Below are 22,046 nucleotides of genomic sequence, written 5' to 3'. Positions count from 1 at the left end.
CCGCGGTGCGGTGCCGCGCGCGGCCGCGCGCGGGACGTTCGAACTGTGCAACGTCACTGGCCCGTCAGCTGTTCCAGTTTCGAGCGGTCGGCCGCGGGGGCGGCGGCCGCGTAGCGCTCCAGGGCCTCCCTGGCGTCGGCCGTCAGCGACGAGGGGACCTCGACGTCGACGGTGACCAGCAGGTCGCCCTTGCTCGGGACGCCGCGGCCCTTGACGCGCAGGACGCGCCCGGTGGGCGTGCCCTCGGGGATCCGCAGCGTGACGGGGCCGTCGAGGGTCGGCACCTTCACCTTGGCGCCCATGGCGGCCTCGGGGAAGGACACCGGCAGGCGCAGCGTGACGTGGTCGCCGTCGCGGGCGAACAGCGGGTGGGCGCGCACGCCCACGCGCACGAGCAGGTCCCCGGCCGGGCCGCCGCGCTCCCCTGGGGAGCCGCGCCCGGCGAGGCGGATGGTCTGGCCGTCGCCGATCCCGGCGGGGACGCGCACGGTGATGACGCGGTCCCGGGTGGTCGCGCCGGTGCCGCCGCAGTCGGGGCACGGGTCGGTGACGACGGTGCCGGTGCCCTCGCAGTCGGGGCAGGGCTGGGCGAAGCTGAACGCGCCCTGGTTCTCGGTGACCAGTCCCCTGCCGTTGCAGCGGGGGCAGGTGGTCGGGGCGGACCCGGGCCGGGCGCCGGAGCCGCGGCAGGTCTCGCACTCGCCGGGGGCGCGCATCCGGATCTCGGTGGTGGTGCCCTGCACGGCGTCGGCGAAGTCGAGGGTGACGTGGGTGCGCAGGTCGTTGCCGCGCTGCGCCCCGGCGCGGCGCGAGCCGCCGCGGGAGAACAGGTCGCCGAACAGGTCGGAGAACCCGCCCCCGCTGCCGCCGCCGAACAGGTCCTCGAAGTTGACGCCGCCGCCGCCCGCGTGCATGCCACCGAAGCCGCCGCGGCCGGACTTCATCAGCTGGATCTGGTCGTACTCGGCGCGGGCCTTGTCGTCGTGGAGCACCGAGTAGGCCTCGGAGACGCCCTTGAAGCGCTCCTCGGCGTCCGGGTCCGGGTTGTGGTCGGGGTGCAGCTCGCGGGCGAGCTTGCGGTACGACCGCTCGATGTCCTTCTTGGAGGCGTCCTGCGGCACGCCGAGTATGGCGTAGAAGTCCTTCTCAAGCCATTCCTGCGATGCCACGGGACGCCTCCTTCACGGTGCTCGTTGCAGGGCGGGACTCCCGGGGCCGGGAGTCCGGGACTAGGAGTCCTTGCCGCCCTTGTGCTTCTTCTTCTTGCCCTTGCCGTCGGCCTCGTCGTCGGACTCGGCCTCCGGGGCCGCGGCGGACCCGCCCGGCTCGTCGGCCCCCTCGGCCGCGTCGGCCTCCGGGGCCCCGGTCCCGGCGGTGTCGCCCCCGCCGGCGCCGCCCGCGGCGTCGGCGGTGCCGCCCTCGGCGGTGTCGCCTTCACCGGTGCCGCCGTCATCGGCGGCGCCGTCCTCGGCCGGGGCCTCCTCGGCGGCGGGCGCGGCCGGCTCGTCGAGCGGCTCGGCCACGGCCACCAGGGCCGCGCGCAGCAGCTTGTCGCCCAGGCGGTAGCCCGAACGCATCACGTCGATGCAGGTCGGACCGTCCACGTCGGGCATCTGCATGTGCGCCACGGCCTCGTGCAGCTGCGGGTCGAACGGGTCGCCCTTCTCCCCGAAGGCCTCCAGCCCGTGCTTGTGGAGCGCGCCCGTGAGCTGCTCGGCCACGGAGCCGAAGGGGCCGTTGAGGTCCCCATGGCTGCGCGCCCGGTCCAGGTCGTCGAGCACCGGCAGCAGGCTCTGGAGCACCGCCGCCGTCGCCAGCTCACCGGAGCGGGCCTTGTCGCGCTCGACCCGCTTGCGGTAGTTCTGGAACTCGGCGGTGATCCGCTGGAGGTCGCGCGTGCGCTCCTCGAGCGTCGCCTGGAGGACGGTCACCGCGTCGTCCGCGGCCTGGCCGTCGTCCGAGGCGGCGGCGAGGATGTCGTCGACCGTGAGCTCCTCGTCGCCCTCCTCGGGCTCGGGCGGTTGGCGGTCTTCGGCGTCCTTGTTGCCCTCGTCCGTCACTTCTGGTCCTTGTCGTCGTCGACGATCTCGGCGTCGACGACGTCGTCGGCGCCCGGAGCCGCACCCGTGTCACCGGTCGGCTGCGAGCCCTGCTCGGCCTGCGCCGCCGCGTACATGGCCTGACCGGCCTCCTGGCTGACCTTCGACAGCTCCTCGGTGGCGGTCTTGATCGCCTCGATGTCGCTGCCGCCCAAGGCGCCCTTGAGGTCGCCGGTGGCCTCGTTGATGCGGCCCTTGAGGTCCTCGGGGATCTTGTCGCCCGACTCGGCCAGCAGCTTCTCGGTCTGGTAGACCAGCGACTCGCCCATGTTGCGGGCCTCGGCCTCCTCGCGGCGCTGCCGGTCCTCCTCGGCGTGCTCCTCGGCCTCGGACATCATCCGCTGGATGTCGTCCTTGCCCAGGCTCGAGCCGCCGCTGATGGTCATCGACTGGGCCTTGCCCGTGGCCGAGTCCTTCGCGGAGACGTTCACGATGCCGTTCGCGTCGATGTCGAAGGTGACCTCGATCTGCGGGACGCCGCGCGGCGCCGGCGGCAGGCCGGTGAGCTCGAAGGTGCCGAGCTTCTTGTTGTAGGCCGCGATCTCGCGCTCGCCCTGGAAGACCTGGATGAGCACCGACGGCTGGTTGTCGTCGGCGGTCGTGAAGACCTCCGAGCGCTTGGTCGGGATCGTGGTGTTGCGCTCGATGAGCTTGGTGAAGATCCCGCCCTTGGTCTCGATGCCCAGGCTCAGGGGCGTGACGTCGAGGAGCAGCACGTCCTTGACCTCGCCCTTGAGGACGCCGGCCTGGAGGGTCGCGCCGATGGCGACGACCTCGTCGGGGTTGACGCCCTTGTGCGCGTCGCGGCCGATGAGGCGCTTGACCAGGTCGGAGACGGCCGGCATGCGGGTCGAGCCGCCCACGAGGATGACGTGGTCGATCTCGGCGACGTTGATCCCGGCGTCCTTGACGGCCTGCTCGAACGGCTTCTTGCAGCGGTCGAGGAGGTCGGAGCTCATCTGCTCGAACTCGGCGCGCGAGAGCGAGACGTCCAGGTGCAGCGGGCCGTCGGGGCCGGCGGTGATGTACGGCAGGTTGATCGAGGTCTGCGTGGCGCTGGACAGCTCGATCTTGGCCTTCTCGGCGGCCTCCTTGAGGCGCTGCATGGCCATCTTGTCCTTGGACAGGTCCACGCCGTACTGGCCGTTGAAGGTCTTGACCAGGTGCTGGATGATCCGGTCGTCCCAGTCGTCGCCGCCGAGGTGGTTGTCGCCCGAGGTGGCCTTGACCTGGATGACGCCGTCGGCGATCTCCAGCAGGGACACGTCGAAGGTGCCGCCGCCGAGGTCGAAGACGAGGATGGTCTGCTCCTCCTCGCCCTTGTCCAGGCCGTAGGACAGGGCCGCGGAGGTCGGCTCGTTGATGATGCGCAGGACGTTGAGCCCGGCGATCTCGCCCGCCTCCTTCGTGGCGGTGCGCTGCGCGTCGGAGAAGTAGGCCGGGACGGTGACGACCGCGTCGGTCACGTTCTCGCCCAGGTACGCCTCGGCGTCGCGCTTGAGCTTCATGAGGATGCGCGCGCTGATCTCCTGCGCGGTGTACGACTTGCCGTCGATGTCGACGGTCCAGTCGGTGCCCATGTGGCGCTTGACCGAGCGGATGGTGCGGTCCGGGTTGGTGACCGCCTGGCGCTTGGCCACCTCGCCGACGAGCACCTCGCCGTTCTTGGCGAACGCCACGATGGACGGGGTGGTCCTCGCCCCCTCGGCATTGGTGATGACCGTGGCCTCCCCGCCTTCGAGGACGCTGACCACGGAGTTCGTCGTGCCGAGGTCGATGCCGACCGCACGTGCCATGTTGATCTCCTTGCGTAGCCGAACAGATGCCCCCGCGAATCGGAGGCGGATCGCTGCCTCAAGCGGCCGGGCGGGAACCCCGAACCAAGTTGAGCCGGATAGACTCAATGTTCAGTCGGGCGGTGACGGCTGTCAAGTCGAACGGCTCGATTGTGATGAAATACACTAAAGTTGAGTCGGGTCGACTCAACTTCGACGCGTCGCGAGCCTAGCGGGCCCCGGCCGGCACGACCCCGGCGGCCTCGCAGCACTCGGTGAGCAGGTCGTCGGCGATCTTCCAGGTGTCGCACGGCCAGGCCTGCTTGCAGGAGCCGCAGTCGATGCCCAGCAGCTGCTCGGGCAGGTGGCCGCGCCACATCGCCGAGGCCAGGGCCCAGCCGGTGATCTCGGTGATTCCCGCGGGCGCCTCCAGCGGCGGCGGCTCCTCCAGGGAGAAGAGCTTCGAGGGCTCCTCGCGCCGCGAGCGACGCGAGCGCGCGGGGATCGGCACGACCATCGAGGACTGGTCGGCGGCCGCGGCGGCGTCGGCGGTGTGCCGCGAGCGGCGAGGCGGGGCGGCGCGATCCTGGCGCGGCAGGCCTCGGCCCCCTTCGGGCGCATCGGTGTCATGCGACGCCGGCCTCGCTGAATGCTGCATGCTCACGCTATCTCCTCGTTCGCCTTCGCTCCCGTGCCTGCGTACTCGTCCATCCGGTCTAACGGTCGAGCGGCCGGGGAGGACACGGGTCGGGGCCCCCGGCACTCTAGGACACCAGGTCCCGGGGGCGGCAGGGGCGAACCCGCGGTCCGGCGGGGGTCACACGCGGGCGGGACGGGCGGCGCCGAGGGGGCGTGGAACGGGCGCGGCCGGGGTAGCCTGGTCCGCATCGGCCCCTCCCGCGCCGCGCGCCGGCCGGCGGCCTTCGACCGCAGGCGCTCCGTCGAGCTTGGACGCGCGTTCTCCAAGAAGCGTAACGGAAGCCGCACTCGCTGCATCAGAGCTGGATTGAGCTGGGGTTTCAAGCTCGTGACGAAGCCGAAGAGTGGATTAACTTTGGGTTACCGTGACCGTTTTGTCGGAAAATGGTCGTTTCACGTGTGGCATCATTGGATGATGCAGTCTCCTTCAGAAGAAGTACAATGGACGGTTGACGGTGGATTGATCACTCCCTACTTCGAAACGAAGACCACCTTCAGTCGCAGCGCCGGAAGCGAGCACCAGCGCGACCACGTCTACATCTACGGCCTCACGCTCGAAGGCGACGGCGAGATCGCCATGCGGTTCCGGCCCGAGCACCGCCACCAGCACGCCGAGGCCTCATTGACCATCCGCATCGACGAGTACAACTGGATCCGGTCCGGCGCCGAGTACCTCGGGGGCCAGCACCTCGTCACCACCGTGACCACCCGCGATCGCACCGACTGGTCGCTGTCGCCGGTGGACACCGAGTCCGACGAGATCTGGCTGCGGCTCATCCGCAGCGGCGGCACCATCAGCGTCGCCCACGCCGAGGACGGCATGGACTACACCACCATCGCCTCGACCTACCTGCCCGGCGGCGTGACCGCGCTGGCCGGCATCGCCAGCACCCGGCCCGTCTCGGAGAGCTTCTGGGACGCCGCGCAGGACCTCGACATCGACGTCGACTGAACCGCAGCGCGCCGGCCGGGGGCCGGAGGCGCTGAGCATAGAGGTCGTTCCCGGTGGGCGCGTCTCCGAGGAGACCCGGCGGACCCGACCTGTGTGCTCAGCGAACCGCAAGGGGCGCAAGACGAGGGCGACCGGCCGCAGCTGCTGCGGCCGGTCGCCCCGTTTCATGCGCGTATCGGGTGCGGCGCCCGGATGTCGCAGGGGCGCCGCACCGGGGATCTACTCGAAGAGCGCGGCGTAGGTCTGGAAGGCCGTCGCGACCTCGACCTGGTGCCAGTAGCGGTGGTAGTCGAACTCCGGGGCGTCGCCCGTGCAACCGCCGTCGATGTACGCCTGGACCTGGTCCCAGCCCTCGAACTCGGTCATGAAGGACCGGGTCTCGATGAAGGTGACCCCGTTCTCCAGGACGTCGCCGTTGGGCATGGTGCCCGTCCAGCCCTGGGGGATGTAGACCTCGTCGCCGAAGCGGCAGTAGTCCGCCCGGGCCTCGGTCTGGGTCACGCCGATGCCGTCGTTGACGGCCCACAGCGCGTCCAGCAGGTTCGAGGCGGCCGTCTGCGACGCCGTGTCGCCGGTGGCGGCGGCGTGGTACATCAGGATCTTCGCGAACGCGCCGGCCACGCCGGGGTCCTGCGACATGGTGCTCACGGAGACGGACAGGCCCGCGCCGGGCTCGCCGCTCCACTCCAGGTCGCCGGGGATGCTGTAGTCGGTCGCGCTGATCTCGCTCTCCGACAGGGCCCAGGCGACCCAGGCGTCGAGGATGTCGCAGGCGCGGGCGTCGCTCGTCTCCAGGCAGAGCTGGGCCGTGCGGTCCATGCCCCAGGCCTGGAAGCCGAACCAGCGGTTCGACGGCGGGTCGTGCCAGACGGGCTGCTCGTCGTAGTACAGGCCCTCGTGCTCGGCCGACGTGGTCGGGGAGCCGTAGTTGCCGCCCCAGTTGTTCGTCGCGCCGCCCGCCAGGGCGCCCGCGCCCTCGGACCCGGCCGGGACCTGGAGCCACTCCAGGAAGTCCAGCTGGGCGTCGAGGCTCTGGGCCCAGTCGTCCGCCGCGGTGGGCGAGTCCGGCTCCAGGCCGCCCTCGGAGAGGGCGTACGCGGCCATGACGTTCTGGTAGCCCTGGTGGACACCGGAGCCGCCGATGCGGAAGGACCAGTCGCCGTTCATGCCGGCGCCCCACGAGTAGTACCAGCTCATGAGGTAGTGGAACGAGTCCTTGCCGGTGCCGTCGGCGCAGTTCTCAATGCCGATGCAGTCGCCCGCGATCTGCTTGAAGTACTTGTCCGCCATGGCGTACCGCAGGTAGTCGCCCATCTTGGAGGCGTTGTCGAGCGAACCGGAGATCGCCGACTCCTGCCCCTGCTCGGACGCCCACTGCTGGGCCATCCACGCGACCTGGACGGCGCGCGCGTCGGCGTCGGGGGCGGCGGTGTAGCGCTCCTGCTGGGAGTACTGCTCGTCGCCCACGAACAGGTCGAGGAAGCCGTTCTGGCCGCCGAAGTCGAACGTCTCGCACGACGGGTGCGCGATCGTCTCCCACGTGGACTCCTGCGAGCCGCGCTGGAACGTGTTCATGTACGCGGGCTCGGTGGTCCCGTCGCCGCACTCGCCGAAGCCGTAGGCGTTGTCCACGTCCAGGATCCAGTGCATGCCGTAGATCTGGTTGTCCCCGTAGGTGGAGCGCAGCTCCGCACCGAGCGGGTCGGTGCCCACGGGGGCGTCGAAGTCGATCTGCGTCGGGTAGTCGGTCACGTCGCCGGACTCGGGCGCGTAGGACGCCGGGGAGCTCGGGTCGTAGTTGGTCGGGTTGAGGTCCGGGATCGCGTAGTCCTCGGTGACCTCCCAGGCGTTGTTGTAACCCGACCAGTCGCCGGTGACCTGTCCGTAGGCGGCCTCGAGCCACATCAGGTAGCTCAGGGCCTCCGAGGTGGTCTCGTGGCCGTAGTCCGGCGCCTCGACGATGAGCTCCTCCACCGAGTGGTAGGGGACGCCCGTCTCGTGCAGGTACGGGGAGTCGGGCCCGGCGAGCTGGTCGTACATCGCGAGGAAGCGCTCCTCGTTCTGCGTGACCTCGCCGAGGTCGGCGACGGTGACGACCACTTCGAGCGGGTCGTAGCCGGGGGCCGAGACGGTGAAGGTCGCCGAGTCGGCCGCCGCGGCGTCTTCGGTCGCGCTGAAGGTGACCGGCTTGGTCGCCGTGTCGCCGGACGCGAAGGAGAGCGAGCCGCCCGAGGCCACCGAGATGTCGGTGGAGCCGGAGGTGCGGGCCGTGGTCACGGTGGTCGCGGCGGTGGTGGCGGCCGAGAAGCCGACGTCGATCGAGGCGGTCGAGCCCGCGTCGACGACGACGTTCGCGCGAGAGACCTCGAGCTCGGGCTCGACCGGCTCCTCGGAGCCGTCGCAGGACTCGCCGTTGACGGTGACGTTCGTCGGCGCGGTGGCCGGGCCCGCGCCGATGAAGCCGAAGACCTCACGGGTCTGCCCGGCGGCGACCGCGCCGTTCCAGCCGACGTCGGAGCCGGAGAAGGCGGTGCCGCTCTGGCTCCAGTCGACGTTCCACGCGCTGGAGACGGTGGTGCCGGACGGGAAGTCCCATTCGAGGTCCCAGCCGTTGAGGCCGGCGTCGCCCGCGGTGAGGATGACGTTCGCCTGGAAGCCTGAGCCCCAAGTGGAGACGACCTTGTATTCGAAGCCGCCGCAGTACTCGGCGGCGAACGCCTGGGGGGCGGCCACCGCCGCGAAGGTGCCCACGAGGGCGACCGGCAGCGTCACCGCCGCGGCGCGGCGCCATCGGCGGCGCTTCCGCGGCGGGGCCAGGTTGTCGAGATCCATTATCGCTACTCCTGAGAATGGGTGGTTATGTCTGTTTTCGTGGGAGCGCTTGTGCCGGGCTCGCAGCCATTGAATCGCACGAGTGGAACGAAACGGACCTTGATGCGGAAGCGCTCCCAGGCCATGCTCCCAAGCTTCGTCCCGCTATGTCAATACATTGACATCTCTAAATTTCTGCGTGGACCTGCCGAATCAGTGCCTTTTGGCAAATATTTTTCCAGCTCAGCGTCGTTTTGATCCGGATTCACAGTTACAGATCTGCGACCTTCGATTTTCACCGGCCGCCCGGCAGGGTCACAAGCAAGTAACGACACTCACACCCGGACTTGCGCCATGGAACACGCTCCCGTACGATCCTGGTATCGCTCCCAAGAGCGATCGCCTCGGCGGTTTCAGTCCGCGGGCCGCCGCGCACGCCTGGCGGCCCGCGTCCAAGCCGCCTTGCACGACAACACAGTCCCTCAAAACCCCTCTGCAAACCCATGGCGCCGCCGAGGCGCCCGGAAGGAACCAGCAACGATGCATCTCCTCAAACGACAGCACGGCAGGGTGGCCCTCGCGGCCGCCGCCGCGGGGGCGCTCACGCTCTCCGCCGCCTGCTCCGGCGGCGACGACGAGAACGCCGGCCTCACCGAGGACGGCAAGATCCAGCTCACCGTCTCCCTCTTCGGCACCTTCGGGTACACCGAGGCCGGGCTGGAGGCCGAGTACGAGGCCCTCCACGACGACATCGACGTCGTGATCGAAGGCGACGGGGTCAACTGGGAGCAGGAGTACCGGCCCACCCTGGAGACCGGCCTCGAGACCGGCTCGGTCAACGGCGACGTCGTCGGCGTCGAGGAGCAGGGCGTCGTCCAGCTCTTCAGCAACGGCGACCACTGGACCGACCTGGGCGAGTACGGCCACGAGGAGCGCGCCGCCGACTACGTCGAGTGGAAGTGGGACCTCGGGCACACCCCCGACGGCAAGCTCGTGGGCTTCGGCACCGACGTCGGCGGCATGGGCATGTGCTACCGCACCGACCTGTTCGAGCAGGCCGGCCTCCCGACCGACCGCAACGAGGTCGCGGCCCTGTGGGCCGACTGGGAGGGCTTCAAGTCCGTGGCCCAGACCTTCGTCGACTCCGACGTGGACGCGGCCTTCCTCGACGGCCCGACCCAGCTCCAGAACATGCTGCTGGGCCAGCTCGCCGGCAACGGCGACGGCCAGATGTACGTGGACGCCGAAGGCAACCTGACCATGGACGCCCCGGCGGTCCAGGAGTCGGTCGGCACCATCCTCGACCTCAACGAGATGGGCGCCATCGGCAACTTCGTCTCCTGGAGCGAGGAGTGGATCGCGGCCCAGGCCGAGGGCGGCTACGCCGTCATGCCGTGCCCGGGCTGGATGACCTCCGGCGTGATCGAGCCCAACGCGGGCCCGGACAACGCGGGCAAGTGGGACATGGCCGCCGCGCCCGGCGTGGGCGGCAACTGGGGCGGCTCCTGGCTGGCCGTGCCCGAGGGCGTCCCGCACCCCGAGGAGGCCGCCGAGCTGGCCGCGTGGCTGAGCGCCCCCGAGCAGCAGGTCAAGGTCTTCCAGGCCGTGGGCAACTTCCCGTCCTCGCCCGCCGCGCAGGCCGACCCGGCCGTGGCCGACGCGACCAACGCGTACTTCAACGACGCCCCGACCGGTCAGATCCTGACCGCCTCGGTGCAGGGCTTCCCGCCGCTGGACTACTCGTACTACCACCCGCCGGTCAAGGCCGCGGTCGAGAACGTCCTCAACGGCGTCGTCGCCGGCACCTTCGAGCCCGGCGACGTCTGGGACCAGATCGAGGCCGACGCCGGTGAAGCGATCGAACTCGCGGGCTCGGGCCTGTAACCAGGCACTCCCCCCGCGGGTCGGCTCCGGCGGCACCTGCCGCCGCCGGGGCCGACCCCGGTCCGGTAGCGACGGCGCACCCGCGCCGCGCCGCTAGACCCAGTGCCGCCGAGCCGGGACCGGCGTCGAACGGACCCAGCATCCGTTCGACGCCTCCGCCCCAGGACCGGTCCCACACCCCTCTCGGCGGCACCGTGTCGGCCCGCCGCGCCCCAACCCGCGGCGGGCCGGCTCCCCCTCTCGCACGTGTCGGCCCGCCGGTCCACGGCTCCGCAGACGTTTGTTTCGAACCGGCCGTACGGAACCACGGCTCCGCAAACGCTCGCCGTGACGGAAAGGAAAGACCCATATGACCACTGACACCGCACCGCGCCGCACCTGGCGCGAACGGCTCTCCCGAGCCGACATGAAGGCCACGCCCTACGCCCTGGTGTCCCCCTACTTCATCCTCTTCGCGCTGTTCGGGCTGTTCCCCATGGGGTACACGCTCTACGCCTCCATGCACAGCTGGAAGCTCGGCTACGACGACCGCGAGTTCGTGGGCCTGGACAACTTCAAGTTCCTGCTGTTCGACTACGACCGCTTCAACTGGTCGGTCGTCAACACCCTGGGGATGTTCATCCTCGCCACCGTCCCGCAGCTGGTGTGCGCCATGATGGTCGCCAACGCCCTGAACAAGCGCCTGCGCCGCCCGATGCTGTGGCGGATGCTCGTCCTCGCCCCCATCGTGACCTCCGTCGTCGCCGTCGGCGTCATCTTCTCCCGCATCTGGGGCCAGGAGTACGGCATGGTCAACGGCTTCCTCGACCTCGTGGGGATCGAGAAGATCGACTGGCAGGCCGGCCGGTTCTCCTCCTGGCTCGCCATCGCCTCGATGGTCGACTGGCGCTGGATGGGCTACAACGCGCTCATCTTCCTCGCCGCCATGCAGACCATCCCCCGCAACCTCTACGAGGCGGCCACCGTCGACGGCGCCTCCCAGCGCCAGCAGTTCTGGAAGATCACCGTCCCCCAGCTCAAGCCCGTCATCATCTTCACCGTCTTCGTCTCCTCCGTCGGCGGCATGACCCTGTTCGTCGAGCCCATGATGTTCGGCTCCGGCAGGCTCGGCGGCGGCACCGACGGCCAGTTCCAGACCACGGCGATGGTCCTGGTCGACATCCTCCGCACGCACGGCAACTACGGGATCTCCGCCGCCGCCGGATGGCTGCTGTTCCTGGTCATCGGCATCGTCGCGGCCGTCAACTTCCTCGTCGTCAACCGCATCCAGGGGAACAAATGAGCACCGCAACGGCCTCCCGCAACGTCCCGACGCCCGCCCCCCGGCCCGCGCCGCAGCCGCCGCGGAAGCAGCGCAGGAAGCGCCCCGTCGAGTCCGGTGACGGCGTCTACGCGCCCACCGTGTTCACCCGGATCGGCCTCATCGCCGTCAGCGTCCTGTCGATCTTCCCGCTGTACTGGATGATCGTCATCGCCTCGACCTCCACGTCGAACGCCTCGGGCTTCCCGCCCGCGCTGATCCCCGGCGGCAACCTCGGCGAGCACCTCCGGCAGGCGCTGGCCGACCCCGAGGCGAACCTGCTCCTGGGCCTGCGGAACTCGCTGATCATCACCGGCATCGTGACGTTCTCGGTGGTGCTCATCTCCACCCTCGGCGGCTTCGCGTTCGCGAAGCTCCGGTTCCGCGGCTCCAAGGTCCTCATGGCCACGGTCCTGTTCTCGATGATGGTCCCGCTCCAGCAGCTCGGCATCGTGCCGCTGTACATGGTGATGGTCGAGCTCGAATGGCTCGACACCCTCCAGGCCGTGATCCTGCCGTTCCTCATCAACGGGTTCGGCATCTTCATGATGCGCCAGTACGTGGAGCAGGCCGTGCCCGACGAGATCATCGAGGCCGCCCGCATCGACGGGGCCACCACCCTGGGCATCTGGTGGCGGATCGTCCTCCCGGCCCTGCGACCGGCGATGGTGGTGCTGGCCCTGCTCACCTTCATGCTCAACTGGAACGAATTCCTCTGGCCGTTCATGGTGCTCAGCGGCGAGAACCCGACCATCCAGCTCGCCATCCGGCAGCTGTCCACCGCGACGTGGTCAGCGGACCTGTCGATGATCTTCACCGGCACGCTGATCTCGATCATTCCCATCGCGATCCTGTTCGTCGTGTTCGGACGACAGATCGTCGGCGGCATCATGGAAGGTTCCACCAAGTAATGAGCAACGACATCGAGGGGGCCGCGCTCGCGGCCCCGCAACCAACATCAGGTCCACGGATCGAACCGGAGGCGTCCGCGCCTCCGCTGCACACCCGGTTCCCCACCGGGTTCACCTGGGGGGCGGCCACCTCCTCCTACCAGGTCGAGGGGTCCACCGAGGCCGACGGGCGCGGCCGGTCCATCTGGGACGCGTTCGTCAACGAACCGGGCCGGGTGGTCGACGGGTCGAACGGCGACACCGCCATCGACTCCTACCGCAACATCGCCGGGGACATCGCCCTCATCAAGGCGCTCGGACTCAACAGCTACCGGTTCTCCCTGTCGTGGCCCCGGATCTGCCCCGACGGGGACGACCGCGTCAACGAGCGGGGCCTCGCCTACTACTCCGACCTCGTCGACGCCCTCCTCGCCGAGGGCATCACCCCCTGGATCACCCTCTACCACTGGGACCTCCCGCAGGCCCTGGAGGACGCCGGCGGCTGGCCCGAGCGCGCCACCGCGCTGCGCTTCGGCGAGTTCGCCCGCATCGCGCACCGGGCCCTCGGCGACCGCGTCAAGCACTGGATCACCGTCAACGAGCCGTGGTGCGCGGCGTTCCTCGGCTACTCCTCGGGCGAGCACGCCCCCGGGCGGCGCGAGCCGGCCGCCTCCATCGCGGCGGCCCACCACCTCATGCTCGCCCACGGCCTCGCCGCGCGCGCCATCAAGGTCGCCGACCCGCAGTCGACGGTGAGCATCGGGCTGAACTTCTACCCGGTGCACGCCGCCAGCGACGCCCCCGTCGACCTCGACGCGGCGCGCCGGGTCGACGGCGTCCAGAACCGCTGGTTCACCGAGGCGGCCCTGCGCGGGGCCTACCCCGAGGACGTCGTGGAGGACTTCAAGGCCGTCACCGACTTCTCGTTCATCCTCGACGGCGACATGGAGACCGTCCACGCGCCCGTCGACGTCCTGTCGGTGAACTACTACAGCCGCTTCACCGTCACCGGCAACGGCGGCGCGACCTCCGCGTCCGCGGCGCCCACCGGCGCGGGCTCGGCGTGGCCGGCGAACGAGCACATCGGGTTCGTCCCCGCGGGCCTGCCGGTCACCGACATGGGCTGGGAGATCGAGCCCGCCGGGCTCACCGAGATGCTCACGCGCCTCCACGCCGGCTACCCCGAGGTGGCGCTCGCGGTGACCGAGAACGGCGCGGCCTTCCCCGACAAGCTCGAGGACGGGCGCGTGCACGACCCCGAGCGGCTCGAGTACGTGCAGGGCCACGTGGCCGCCTGCGCCGACGCGGTCGCGGCCGGGGTCCCGCTCGTGGGCTACTTCGCCTGGTCGCTGGCCGACAACTTCGAGTGGGCCTGGGGCTACACCAAGCGGTTCGGACTGGTATACGTCGACTTCGAGACCGGCGAGCGCACGGTCAAGGACTCCGGTCGCTGGTACGGCGACCTGGTGCGACGCGCCCGTTCGAATCGTGAGGCAGAATAGTTCCACGCAGACGATGCCCGAGGTGATGCACGATGACCGATACCCGAACTGAGGTCCCCGACGAGCCGGCGTCGGCCGCCGGGCGAGGCGGCCGCAGGCGCAGCGGCGGCCGTCCGACGCTCGACACCGTGGCCCGGCACGCGGGCGTCGGGCGGGGCACGGTCTCTCGCGTCATCAACGGCTCGCCCAAGGTCGCCGAGGACACCCGGGCGGCGGTCCTGGCCGCGATCAAGGAGCTGGGGTACGTCCCCAACCAGGCGGCCAGGACCCTCGTGACGCAGCGGACGGACACCGTGGCGCTGGTCGTCACGGAGTCCCAGGAGTGGCTGTGGAGCGAGCCGTTCTTCGCGGGCGTCCTGCGCGGCATCACCGAGCAGCTCGCCGAGGAGAACATGCGGCTGATGCTGACCTTCGCGCCCCGGGACGGCAACCGCGCCGACCTGGAGTCGTACCTGATGGGCCAGCACGTCGACGGCGTCATGATGGTCTCCAGCCACTCGGGCGACCCGCTGCCCGAGCGGCTGGAGGACGCGGGCATCCCGATCGTCCTGTGCGGCACGCCGGTGGGCTTCCGCCCGATCGCGTACGTCGACTGCGACAACCGCTCGGGCGCGCGCCAGGCCGTGGAGTACCTGGCCGGGCACGGGCACCGGCGCATCGGCCTGATCGCGGGCCCGCAGGACATGGCGGTGGGCGTCGACCGCCTCAACGGCTACCGGGACGGCCTGCGCGGCCACCGGCTGCCGGTCGAGGAGGGCCTGGTCTCGGTCGCGGAGGGGTTCGACGAGGCGAGCGGCATCAAGGCCGCCCGCCACCTGTTCGACACCGCCGGGGACCTGGACGCGGTCTTCGCCAACTCCGACCCGCTCGCGATCGCGACGATGCGCGTGGCGCGCGAGCGGGGCATCAGGGTCCCCGAGGACCTGGCGCTCATCGGCTTCGACGACTCGCCGCTCGCGGAGGTGGCCGAGCCGCCGCTGACGACGGTGCACCAGCCGACCGAGACGATGGGCCGCGAGATGGCCCGCCTCCTGTGCGGCCGCATCCGCGGCGAGGAGGCCGGGCCGCTCGTGACGATCCTCGGCACGAGGATCGTCGTCCGCCAGTCCGCCTGAGACGCAAGCGAAAGGGCCCGGCTCCAGATGGAGCCGGGCCCTTTCGCCGTGGTCTCGGGCCGGGCCGCGAACGCGGCCCGGCTCCTCGGGTCAGCCCAGGGAGCTCATGGAGTTCCAGCTGGTGCCGATCTGGACGCGGGTGGAGTAGCTGCCCGCGCCGTTCCCCCGGTACAGGTAGAGGGCGCCGTCGGAGTTGCGGCGGGCCAGCCAGTCGGCGTGCCCGTCGCGGTTGAAGTCGCCGACGCCGGTGACCTGGTCGTAGCGGGTCCACCCGCAGCCGATCTCGACGCGCGACTTGAAGGTCCCGTTCCCGCGTCCGGCGTAGAAGTACAGGCAGTTGTCGGACTTCTTGACCGTCAGCATGTCGGCGTGGCCGTCGTGGTCGAGGTCGCCCGCCGAGGTGACCTCGCGCATCGAGTTCCAGCCGGGGCCGATCTCGATGCGCGACCCGAAGGTGCCGTCGCCCCTGCCCGGGTACAGGTAGAGGATCCCGGTGGACTTCTTGCGGGCGATCAGGTCGTCCCTGCCGTCGCTGTTGAAGTCCTGGCCGCCGGTGATGTTGTCCATCGAGTTCCAGCCGGGGCCGACGCGGATCTCAGAGGTGAAGCCGATCTCGCCGGTGTCGAGCCCGGGGGCGACGAACAGTTCACCGGTGTACGCGCGGTACACCAGGTCGGTGCGGCCGTCGGAGTTGTAGTCGCCGCCCGCGGCCGTCATGGTGATGCCGTCGCAGTCGTCGCACATGTTCCAGCGGTCGCCGTGTCCGGTGCCGGTCCCCCAGTACAGGAAGAGGTCCCCGGAGGATTCGCGCTGGGCGACGAAGTCGCTGTAGCCGTCGTAGTCGTAGTCGTAGGTGCGGTCGAGCAGGGTGACGGGGAGGCGGACGCCGTTCCAGCCGCTGTTGCCGATGACCCTGCCGGTGACGGTGGTGGGCTGCTCCGGGTCGAAGTACCGCAGCACCAGCTGCCCGGTCTCGAGGTCGGTGGAGGCGATGTCGGGCTTGCCGTCGCCGCTCAGGTCGCCGACGCCGACGACCTGGTCGTAGCGGCGGGTGTACACCCAGTCGTACATGGACTGGTCGACCTCGTGGACGTCGCCGGTGGAGGTGTAGACGTAGTAGCGCCCGTCGTAGTTCCAGCGGCTGAGGAACTCGTCGAAGCCGTCGCCGTCGAGGTCGCCGAGCGAGGTGATCACGTCCCAGCCCTGCCACTGCTCGCCGGTGAGCTCGCGGGCCGCGAACGTGCCGTCGCCCAGGCCCTGGTAGTAGTACATGGTCCCGGTCGAGTGGGCGGTGGCGAGGAGGTCCGGGTGGCCGTCGCCGTCGTAGTTCCCGACGGAGATCTGGCCCATCTTGCCCCAGCCGGGGCCGAGGGCGATGCGGGTGCCGTGGCCGCCCTCGCCGTCGCCGGGGTAGGTGTAGAGGATCCCGGTCCTGTTGTCGCGGGCGATGAAGTCGGGCACGCCGTCGCCGGTGAGGTCGCCGGCCATGACGATGTCCATCTTGCCCCAGCCGGGGCCGACGGTGACGGCGGTCGCGTAGGTCCCGTCGCCGGTGCCCGCGTAGAAGCGGAGCACGCCGTCGGACTTGCGGATCACGAGGAGGTCCTCGTAGCCGTCTTGGTCGTAGTCGTAGCGGACCTCGGTGGCGAGGTTGGCGATGAGCGCGAAGTCGCTGGACAGGTCGCGTTCGAGTTCGTCGGCGATGTGGTAGATGCCGCCGATCTCGATCGCCCCCTGGTAGGCGGAGGTGTCGGTGAGCTTCACGGTGAAGGCGAAGTCGACCGTGGTGGCCGCGTCGAACCGGTCGGCGGTGCAGACCAGGTCGAACCATTCGAGGTTCGTCCAGGCCGCGGACTCGTAGATCGACTCGAGCGCGTCTTCGTCGGCGCACTCCCAGGACCCGGTGCCGTCGCTGTCGATCGCGACCAGTTCGACGCCTTCGGGCAGCTGCATTCGGAGCTGGTAGGAGTCGCTCGCGGGGAAGAGGTCGTCGGCCGCGGCCGAGCCCCGGTTGGCGATGGTGGTGGTGACGGTCGTCGTGTCGCCGACCTTGCCCTCCAGCTCGATGTCCTCGACGATCAGGTCGTAGGGGTTGTCGGCGGTGGTGAGGTCGACGGGGCCCCAGTAGAAGGCGATGGAGTCCTCGGACCCGTCCCAGCCGTCGGCGGGGGCGAGGCCGAGCAGGTTCGCGGAGGACTCGTCCCAGAAGACCCCGCCGAAGTCGGACTCGAGCGTCGCGGCGTTCACGGTCGACACGGTGTACTTGCAGGAGCAGACGTCGAACGGGCCGGCCACGTCGGCGCCGATCGCGTACGCGACCGGGTCGCTGAGGGTGAAGGCCTGGCCGGGCGCGTCCTCGAACTCGGTGATGACGCAGGCGACGGCGGCGTCGCGGAGGTCCGGGTCGTCGACGCAGTTGTCGTAGTCGGCGACCACCTCGGCCAGGCCGGTGGGGTCCAGCCCGTACTTGGGGAGCGGGTCGCTGAAGGCGACGACCACCGCGGCGGCGGTGGGCGCGAGCGCGAACTCCTGGTGGAAGACCGGGTTCACCTCGGCGGTGGCGCCGGCCTCGACGCCCGTGGCGGCGACGGACCCGTGGGCGTAGGGGTTGTGCACGTCGTAGGTGGACTCGACGTCCAGGGTGCCGGTCGTGTTCGCGACCTCGTGGCCGTCGATGGTCACCGTGAAGTCGTAGCCGAAGCGCTCGTCCTCGGCGCTCGCGGCGGCGGTGAGGTCGAACGCGAAGGCGCTGGAGGGCCCGGCGTCGGCGGAGCAGACGATCCGGTTCGGGGCGACCTCGCAGGCCTCGTCGGCGGAGGCGAGCTCCAGGACGCCGACGCTGCCGTCGAACGCGAGTTCGGCGACAACCGCGTGAGTCGCGTCCTCCTGGCCTCCGGCGTGGGTGTACTCGACCCCGATCGAGCCAGGGGCGGTGGCGCCCGCGGTGACCGTCGGTGCGAGGGAGAGGTGGGCGGCGGGGTCGTCGATGCCGGGTATCTCGGCCCAGGCCGGAGCGGCGAGCGCTGCCGACGCGACCAGCCCGGCCGCCGTACCGGCGGTCAGGCGCGCGCCGAAGCGTCCCGCTCGAGGGGAAACGAGGGACATGGGGCTCCTTGTTCATTTTGCGTCTTCGGAAGGCACGACTCGGCCGCGGGGCGGCGGCGGACTCGGGCACCGTGTACACGCGCCGTTCATGGAACCGGTTGCATTCCCGACGGAGGCGGTTTCAGTGAATGGCGGATGCCGGTTCGACAAGGTGGCTACTGATCAGTAACATGTATCGTGATCGGCAACACCGAACCGTCGAGAGGTCGCCATGGGAGTCGTCCAAATCGTCACGGCCACGATCGCGTTCGCGTACACCGCGCTCGCCATCGGGCTGTTCGTCCGCGCCGGGCTCGGGATGCTCGCGCTCGTCCGGCTCGGCACGCCCGACAGGACGCGCCAGGGCGACCGGGGCGCCCGGGTGAAGACCATGCTCCGGGAGTCCCTGGGGCACACCAGGATGCTCCAGTGGACCTGGGTCGGGCTCGCCCACTGGGCGGTGTTCTTCGGGTTCTTCTCGCTGTTCCCGATCCTCGCCCAGGCCTACCTGGAGACGCTGAACCCGACCTGGTCGATCCCCTGGCTCGGCCACTGGGGCCCCTGGCTCCTCGTCTCCGAGGTCATGGCGACCCTGACCGGCCTGGGCATCCTCGCCCTGTTCGGCATCCGCATGTTCAACCAGCCCAAGGCCCACCCCGTCCCGCCGCAGGGCGAGGCCTCGGACGCCGGGCAGCGGGACTCCTCGTCGCGGTTCGAGAACTCGCGGCAGTGGCAGGCCTTCTACATCGAGGCGACGATCCTCGCGATCGTCCTGTGCTTCTTCACGATCCGCTCCGCCGAGTGGGCCCTGGGCGCGATCGACCAGACCTGGGCCTCCCCGGTCTCCTCGCAGCTCGCCGGGCTCTTCTCGGGGCTGTCCGAGGACGCGCTCCACACCCTCGTCACGGTCACCGCCGGGGTCAAGATCCTGGTGTCCTGGACGTTCTTCCTCATGCTCGCGCTGGTCCCGGCGATGGGCATCGGCTGGCACCGCGTCACCGCGTTCTTCAACCTCTACTTCAAGCGCCACGCCGACGGAGCCGTCTCGCTGGGCTCGGTCAAGCCGATGCTCATCGACGGCGCGCCCGCCGACTTCGAGAAGGCCGACCCCGAGACCGAGCCGTTCGGCGTCGACGTCATCACCGACTTCTCCTGGAAGGGCCTGCTCGACTTCTCCACCTGCACCGAGTGCGGGCGCTGCCAGTCGCAGTGCCCCGCGTGGAACACCGGGAAGCCCCTGTCGCCGAAGAAGCTCGTCACCGACCTGCGCGACCACCTCTACGAGCAGGCGCCGTACCTGAAGGCCGCCGCGACCGCGAAGGAGCGCGGCGGCGACGGGGCCCAGATCGAGCCGATCTCGATCATCGGCTCGGTCATCGACCCGGACGTGCTGTGGTCGTGCACCACCTGCGGGGCGTGCGTCGAGCAGTGCCCGGTCGACATCGAGCACGTCGACCACATCATGGACCTGCGCCGCCACCAGACGATGATCGAGTCGGCGTTCCCCTCCGAGGCGCAGACGATGCTGCGCAACCTCGAGAACAAGGGCAACCCGTGGGGCGAGAACCCCGCGCAGCGCCTCAAGTGGGCCGAGGGCCTCGACTTCGAGGTGCCGGTGGCCGACGGGGGCACCGAGTTCGAGTACCTGTACTGGGTCGGCTGCGCGGGCGCGTACGACCCCAAGGCGCAGAAGACCTCCCGCGCGGTGGCGACGCTGCTGCACGACGCCGGCGTGAAGTTCGCGGTGCTCGGCGAGGCCGAGACCTGCACGGGCGACCCGGCGCGGCGCATCGGGCACGAGTTCATGTTCCAGATGTTCGCCGAGCAGAACGTGGAGGCGCTCAACGAGGTCGGCGCGGTCAAGATCGTCGCGACCTGCCCGCACTGCCTCAACACGATCGGCAACGAGTACGGCGAGGCCGGCGGGAACTACGAGGTCGTGCACCACACGGAGCTGCTGAACGACCTGGTGAACGCCGGGAAGATCACGCCGGTGGAGCAGCACGACGGGAAGCTGACCTACCACGACCCGTGCTACCTGGGCCGCCACAACCGGGTCTTCACGCCGCCGCGGGAGCTGCTGGGCTCGTTCGCGGAGGTCACGGAGATGCCGCGCAACAGCGAGAAGTCGTTCTGCTGCGGCGCGGGCGGCGCCCGGATGTGGCTGGAGGAGCCGATCGGCAAGCGCGTCAACCGGGAGCGGGCCGACGAGGCCGTGGCGACGGGGGCGGGCACCGTCGCGGTGGGCTGCCCGTTCTGCTCGACGATGCTCAGGGACGGCGTGGCCGACGCGGGCCGCGAGGACGTCGAGGTCATCGACATCGCCCAGCTGCTGGCCAGGACGCAGGAGAAGCGCGCCGAGACGGCCGAGGCCGCCGCGGCGGGCGACTAGCCCGAAGCCGGACCGCTGTCGGACCCCCGTGCCGCCCTTGGCATCGGGGGTCCTTCGCTTGTCCGATCCGCAGGGAAGCGCCGGGACGCGCCCGAGACCGCGGCGGACTGCCGGACCCCTGGGGCATGGCCGCAGCCGGGGTCCTCCCGATGCCCGTTCCGCACGCCGGTGCTAAGGAACGCCCCACGCGGGACCGGACTGTCGGACCCTTCGGGCATCGTTGCGATCAGGGGTCCCCCGGGTGTCCGTTCTGCAGGCGGGCGCCGAGGAGCGCCCGAGAGGTCAGGCGTTCGGGTCGCGGCCGAAGTAGGCGCGCAGCAGCGCCGCCGACTCGGCCTCGAGCACGCCCGCGTACACGTCGGGCCGGTGGTTGAGCCTCGGGTCGCGCACCACGTCCCACAGCGAGCCGACCGCCCCCGTCTTCGGCTCCCAGGCGCCGAACACGATCTCGCCCACCCGGGCGAGCACCGCCGCGCCCGCGCACATCGTGCACGGCTCCAGGGTGACCACCAGCGCGCACTCCTCGAGCCGCCAGCCGTCCCCGTGGACGGCGGCGGCCTCCCGCAGCGCGAGCACCTCGGCGTGCGCGGTCGGGTCCCCCAGGGCCTCGCGGGCGTTCGCCGCCGCCGCGAGCTCGCGCCCGTCCGGGCCGATCACGACGGCGCCGACCGGCAGGTCGGCGCGGGGCCGGGAGGGCGGGCCGGACCGGCGCGCCCCGGGCTCGTCGGGGGCCTCGCGGCGGTCGGCCTGGCGTGCCGGGCTGCCGGGCCGGGGGTGCGCCGCCTCGCCCGCCGGGAGGCCCGCGGTGCGCGCGACCTCCAGGGCGCGGCGCATCCACCGTTCGTGGACCTCGCGGCGGGGCTGCATGGGGGGCCGGGCGCTCCTAGGCTCCGGTGGCGTCTTCCATGGCCTCGGCGAAGCCGATCGCGCCGGCGACCTCGGAGACCACGTCGGAGGGCATCATGCCCTCCTTGGCGCACAGGGCCAGCAGGGTCGAGCCGGGCACGCCCAGGTCGCCCAGCAGGTCCGCCTCGCCGACGGGCTCGGCGTCGAGCTCGGTCGGGCGGGCCGAGATCGACTCCTCGTCCTCGGTGTCGATCTCCTCGGTGTCCTCGGGCTCGAGATCGCCCAGAAGGGCCTCGCCCAGGCGCGACTGCGACGCGTACTCGGCGTCGGAGCCGAACGTGCGCAGGTCGTCCCCGTTGTCGAGGCGCATCACCGTCAAGTACTCGTCGTCGGCGTCGACGAAGAGCAGCGTCAGGTCGGCGTCAGGGAAAGCCTCACGCATGACCTCGGCCGCGTCCTCGACGTCGGCAACAGCGTCGAGGTCGACCTCCGCGGCCTCCCACTCGTCGCCCTCGCGGCCCACAGCCACAGCGAAATACGACACGATCCGTCCCCGTCTTCTCACTCAATGGAACCAGCGGCCCGGAAAGCAGCTGTTCGAAACGACCTACTGAAGGATGCGGCGACCCGCGGTCGATGTAACCACAGGATCCAATCGCCGGTCAGCAAAAGATACAGCTCGCATGAGAGCCCCGTG

15 protein-coding genes are annotated in these 22,046 nt (G+C 70.5%); 7 read left to right on the top strand and 8 right to left on the bottom strand.

Going from position 1 to position 22,046, the window contains the following annotated elements; all coding sequences use genetic code 11:
• Positions 1–53 precede the first annotated feature (53 nt).
• The 4 genes from dnaJ to LO763_RS08270 all read right to left on the bottom strand — a co-directional run bounded on the left by dnaJ (position 54) and on the right by LO763_RS08270 (position 4,538).
• A complete protein-coding gene (dnaJ, locus tag LO763_RS08285; RefSeq protein WP_230601503.1) occupies positions 54–1,169 on the bottom strand; it encodes a molecular chaperone DnaJ in 1,116 nt (371 codons plus the stop codon).
• 60 nt (positions 1,170–1,229) lie between these two features.
• Positions 1,230–2,060, bottom strand: a complete 831-nt coding sequence (locus LO763_RS08280; RefSeq protein ID WP_230601502.1) for a nucleotide exchange factor GrpE — start codon at positions 2,058–2,060, stop codon at positions 1,230–1,232.
• Positions 2,057–3,895, bottom strand: coding sequence for a molecular chaperone DnaK (gene dnaK / locus LO763_RS08275; protein ID WP_230601501.1), 1,839 nt, complete (start codon positions 3,893–3,895; stop codon positions 2,057–2,059). The genes LO763_RS08280 and dnaK overlap by 4 nt, the downstream gene beginning before the upstream one ends.
• 208 nt (positions 3,896–4,103) lie before the next feature.
• Positions 4,104–4,538, bottom strand: coding sequence for a hypothetical protein (locus LO763_RS08270; protein ID WP_230601500.1), 435 nt, complete (start codon positions 4,536–4,538; stop codon positions 4,104–4,106).
• On the opposite strand from LO763_RS08270, the gene LO763_RS30250 reads away from it, so the two are divergent.
• Positions 4,524–5,525, top strand: a complete 1,002-nt coding sequence (locus LO763_RS30250; RefSeq protein WP_439650273.1) for a DUF1349 domain-containing protein — start codon at positions 4,524–4,526, stop codon at positions 5,523–5,525. The two genes, LO763_RS08270 and LO763_RS30250, sit on opposite strands and share 15 nt — an antisense overlap.
• Positions 5,526–5,744: 219 nt before the next feature.
• On the opposite strand, the gene LO763_RS08260 is transcribed toward LO763_RS30250, so the two are convergent.
• Positions 5,745–8,357, bottom strand: coding sequence for a glycoside hydrolase family 48 protein (locus tag LO763_RS08260; protein WP_230601498.1), 2,613 nt, complete (start codon positions 8,355–8,357; stop codon positions 5,745–5,747).
• A gap of 519 nt (positions 8,358–8,876) precedes the next feature.
• Here LO763_RS08260 and LO763_RS08255 point away from each other — a divergent pair.
• The 5 genes from LO763_RS08255 to LO763_RS08235 all read left to right on the top strand — a co-directional run bounded on the left by LO763_RS08255 (position 8,877) and on the right by LO763_RS08235 (position 15,027).
• On the top strand, positions 8,877–10,220 hold the full coding sequence (locus LO763_RS08255) for an ABC transporter substrate-binding protein (protein ID WP_230601497.1): 1,344 nt from the start codon (positions 8,877–8,879) through the stop codon (positions 10,218–10,220).
• A gap of 349 nt (positions 10,221–10,569) precedes the next feature.
• Complete coding sequence (locus LO763_RS08250; RefSeq protein ID WP_230601496.1) at positions 10,570–11,502, top strand: carbohydrate ABC transporter permease; 933 nt, start codon at positions 10,570–10,572, stop codon at positions 11,500–11,502.
• Positions 11,499–12,431: a carbohydrate ABC transporter permease gene (locus LO763_RS08245; RefSeq protein WP_230601495.1), complete on the top strand. Its 933-nt coding sequence runs from the start codon at positions 11,499–11,501 to the stop codon at positions 12,429–12,431. The genes LO763_RS08250 and LO763_RS08245 overlap by 4 nt, the downstream gene beginning before the upstream one ends.
• Positions 12,431–13,912, top strand: coding sequence for a GH1 family beta-glucosidase (locus LO763_RS08240; RefSeq protein ID WP_230601494.1), 1,482 nt, complete (start codon positions 12,431–12,433; stop codon positions 13,910–13,912). Before LO763_RS08245 ends, LO763_RS08240 begins: the two co-directional genes overlap by 1 nt.
• Before the next feature lie 32 nt (positions 13,913–13,944).
• Positions 13,945–15,027 (top strand): LacI family DNA-binding transcriptional regulator, encoded by a 1,083-nt coding sequence (locus LO763_RS08235; RefSeq protein WP_230601493.1) that lies wholly within the window; start codon positions 13,945–13,947, stop codon positions 15,025–15,027.
• 90 nt (positions 15,028–15,117) lie between these two features.
• Here the strand turns inward: LO763_RS08235 and LO763_RS08230 are convergent, their stop codons facing one another.
• Entirely contained in the window at positions 15,118–18,132 is a 3,015-nt protein-coding gene (locus LO763_RS08230; protein WP_230601492.1) for an FG-GAP repeat domain-containing protein, read from the bottom strand.
• A 211-nt stretch (positions 18,133–18,343) separates the two neighbouring features.
• Between LO763_RS08230 and LO763_RS08225 the strand changes: the two genes are divergently transcribed.
• Positions 18,344–20,503: a (Fe-S)-binding protein gene (locus LO763_RS08225; protein WP_230601491.1), complete on the top strand. Its 2,160-nt coding sequence runs from the start codon at positions 18,344–18,346 to the stop codon at positions 20,501–20,503.
• 282 nt (positions 20,504–20,785) lie between these two features.
• Here the strand turns inward: LO763_RS08225 and LO763_RS08220 are convergent, their stop codons facing one another.
• The gene (locus LO763_RS08220; RefSeq protein ID WP_230601490.1) at positions 20,786–21,370 is read right to left on the bottom strand and encodes a nucleoside deaminase; all 585 of its coding nucleotides are present in this window, start codon (positions 21,368–21,370) and stop codon (positions 20,786–20,788) included.
• A 16-nt stretch (positions 21,371–21,386) separates the two neighbouring features.
• Complete coding sequence (locus LO763_RS08215; RefSeq protein WP_230601489.1) at positions 21,387–21,893, bottom strand: tRNA adenosine deaminase-associated protein; 507 nt, start codon at positions 21,891–21,893, stop codon at positions 21,387–21,389.
• Positions 21,894–22,046 lie beyond the last annotated feature (153 nt).

It is taken from the genome of Glycomyces amatae, assembly GCF_020991375.1.
GTDB lineage: Bacteria > Actinomycetota > Actinomycetes > Mycobacteriales > Micromonosporaceae > Glycomyces > Glycomyces amatae.
The sequence above is the reverse complement of the archived record's forward strand: the minus strand, read 5'-3'. Positions and strand labels throughout refer to the sequence as shown.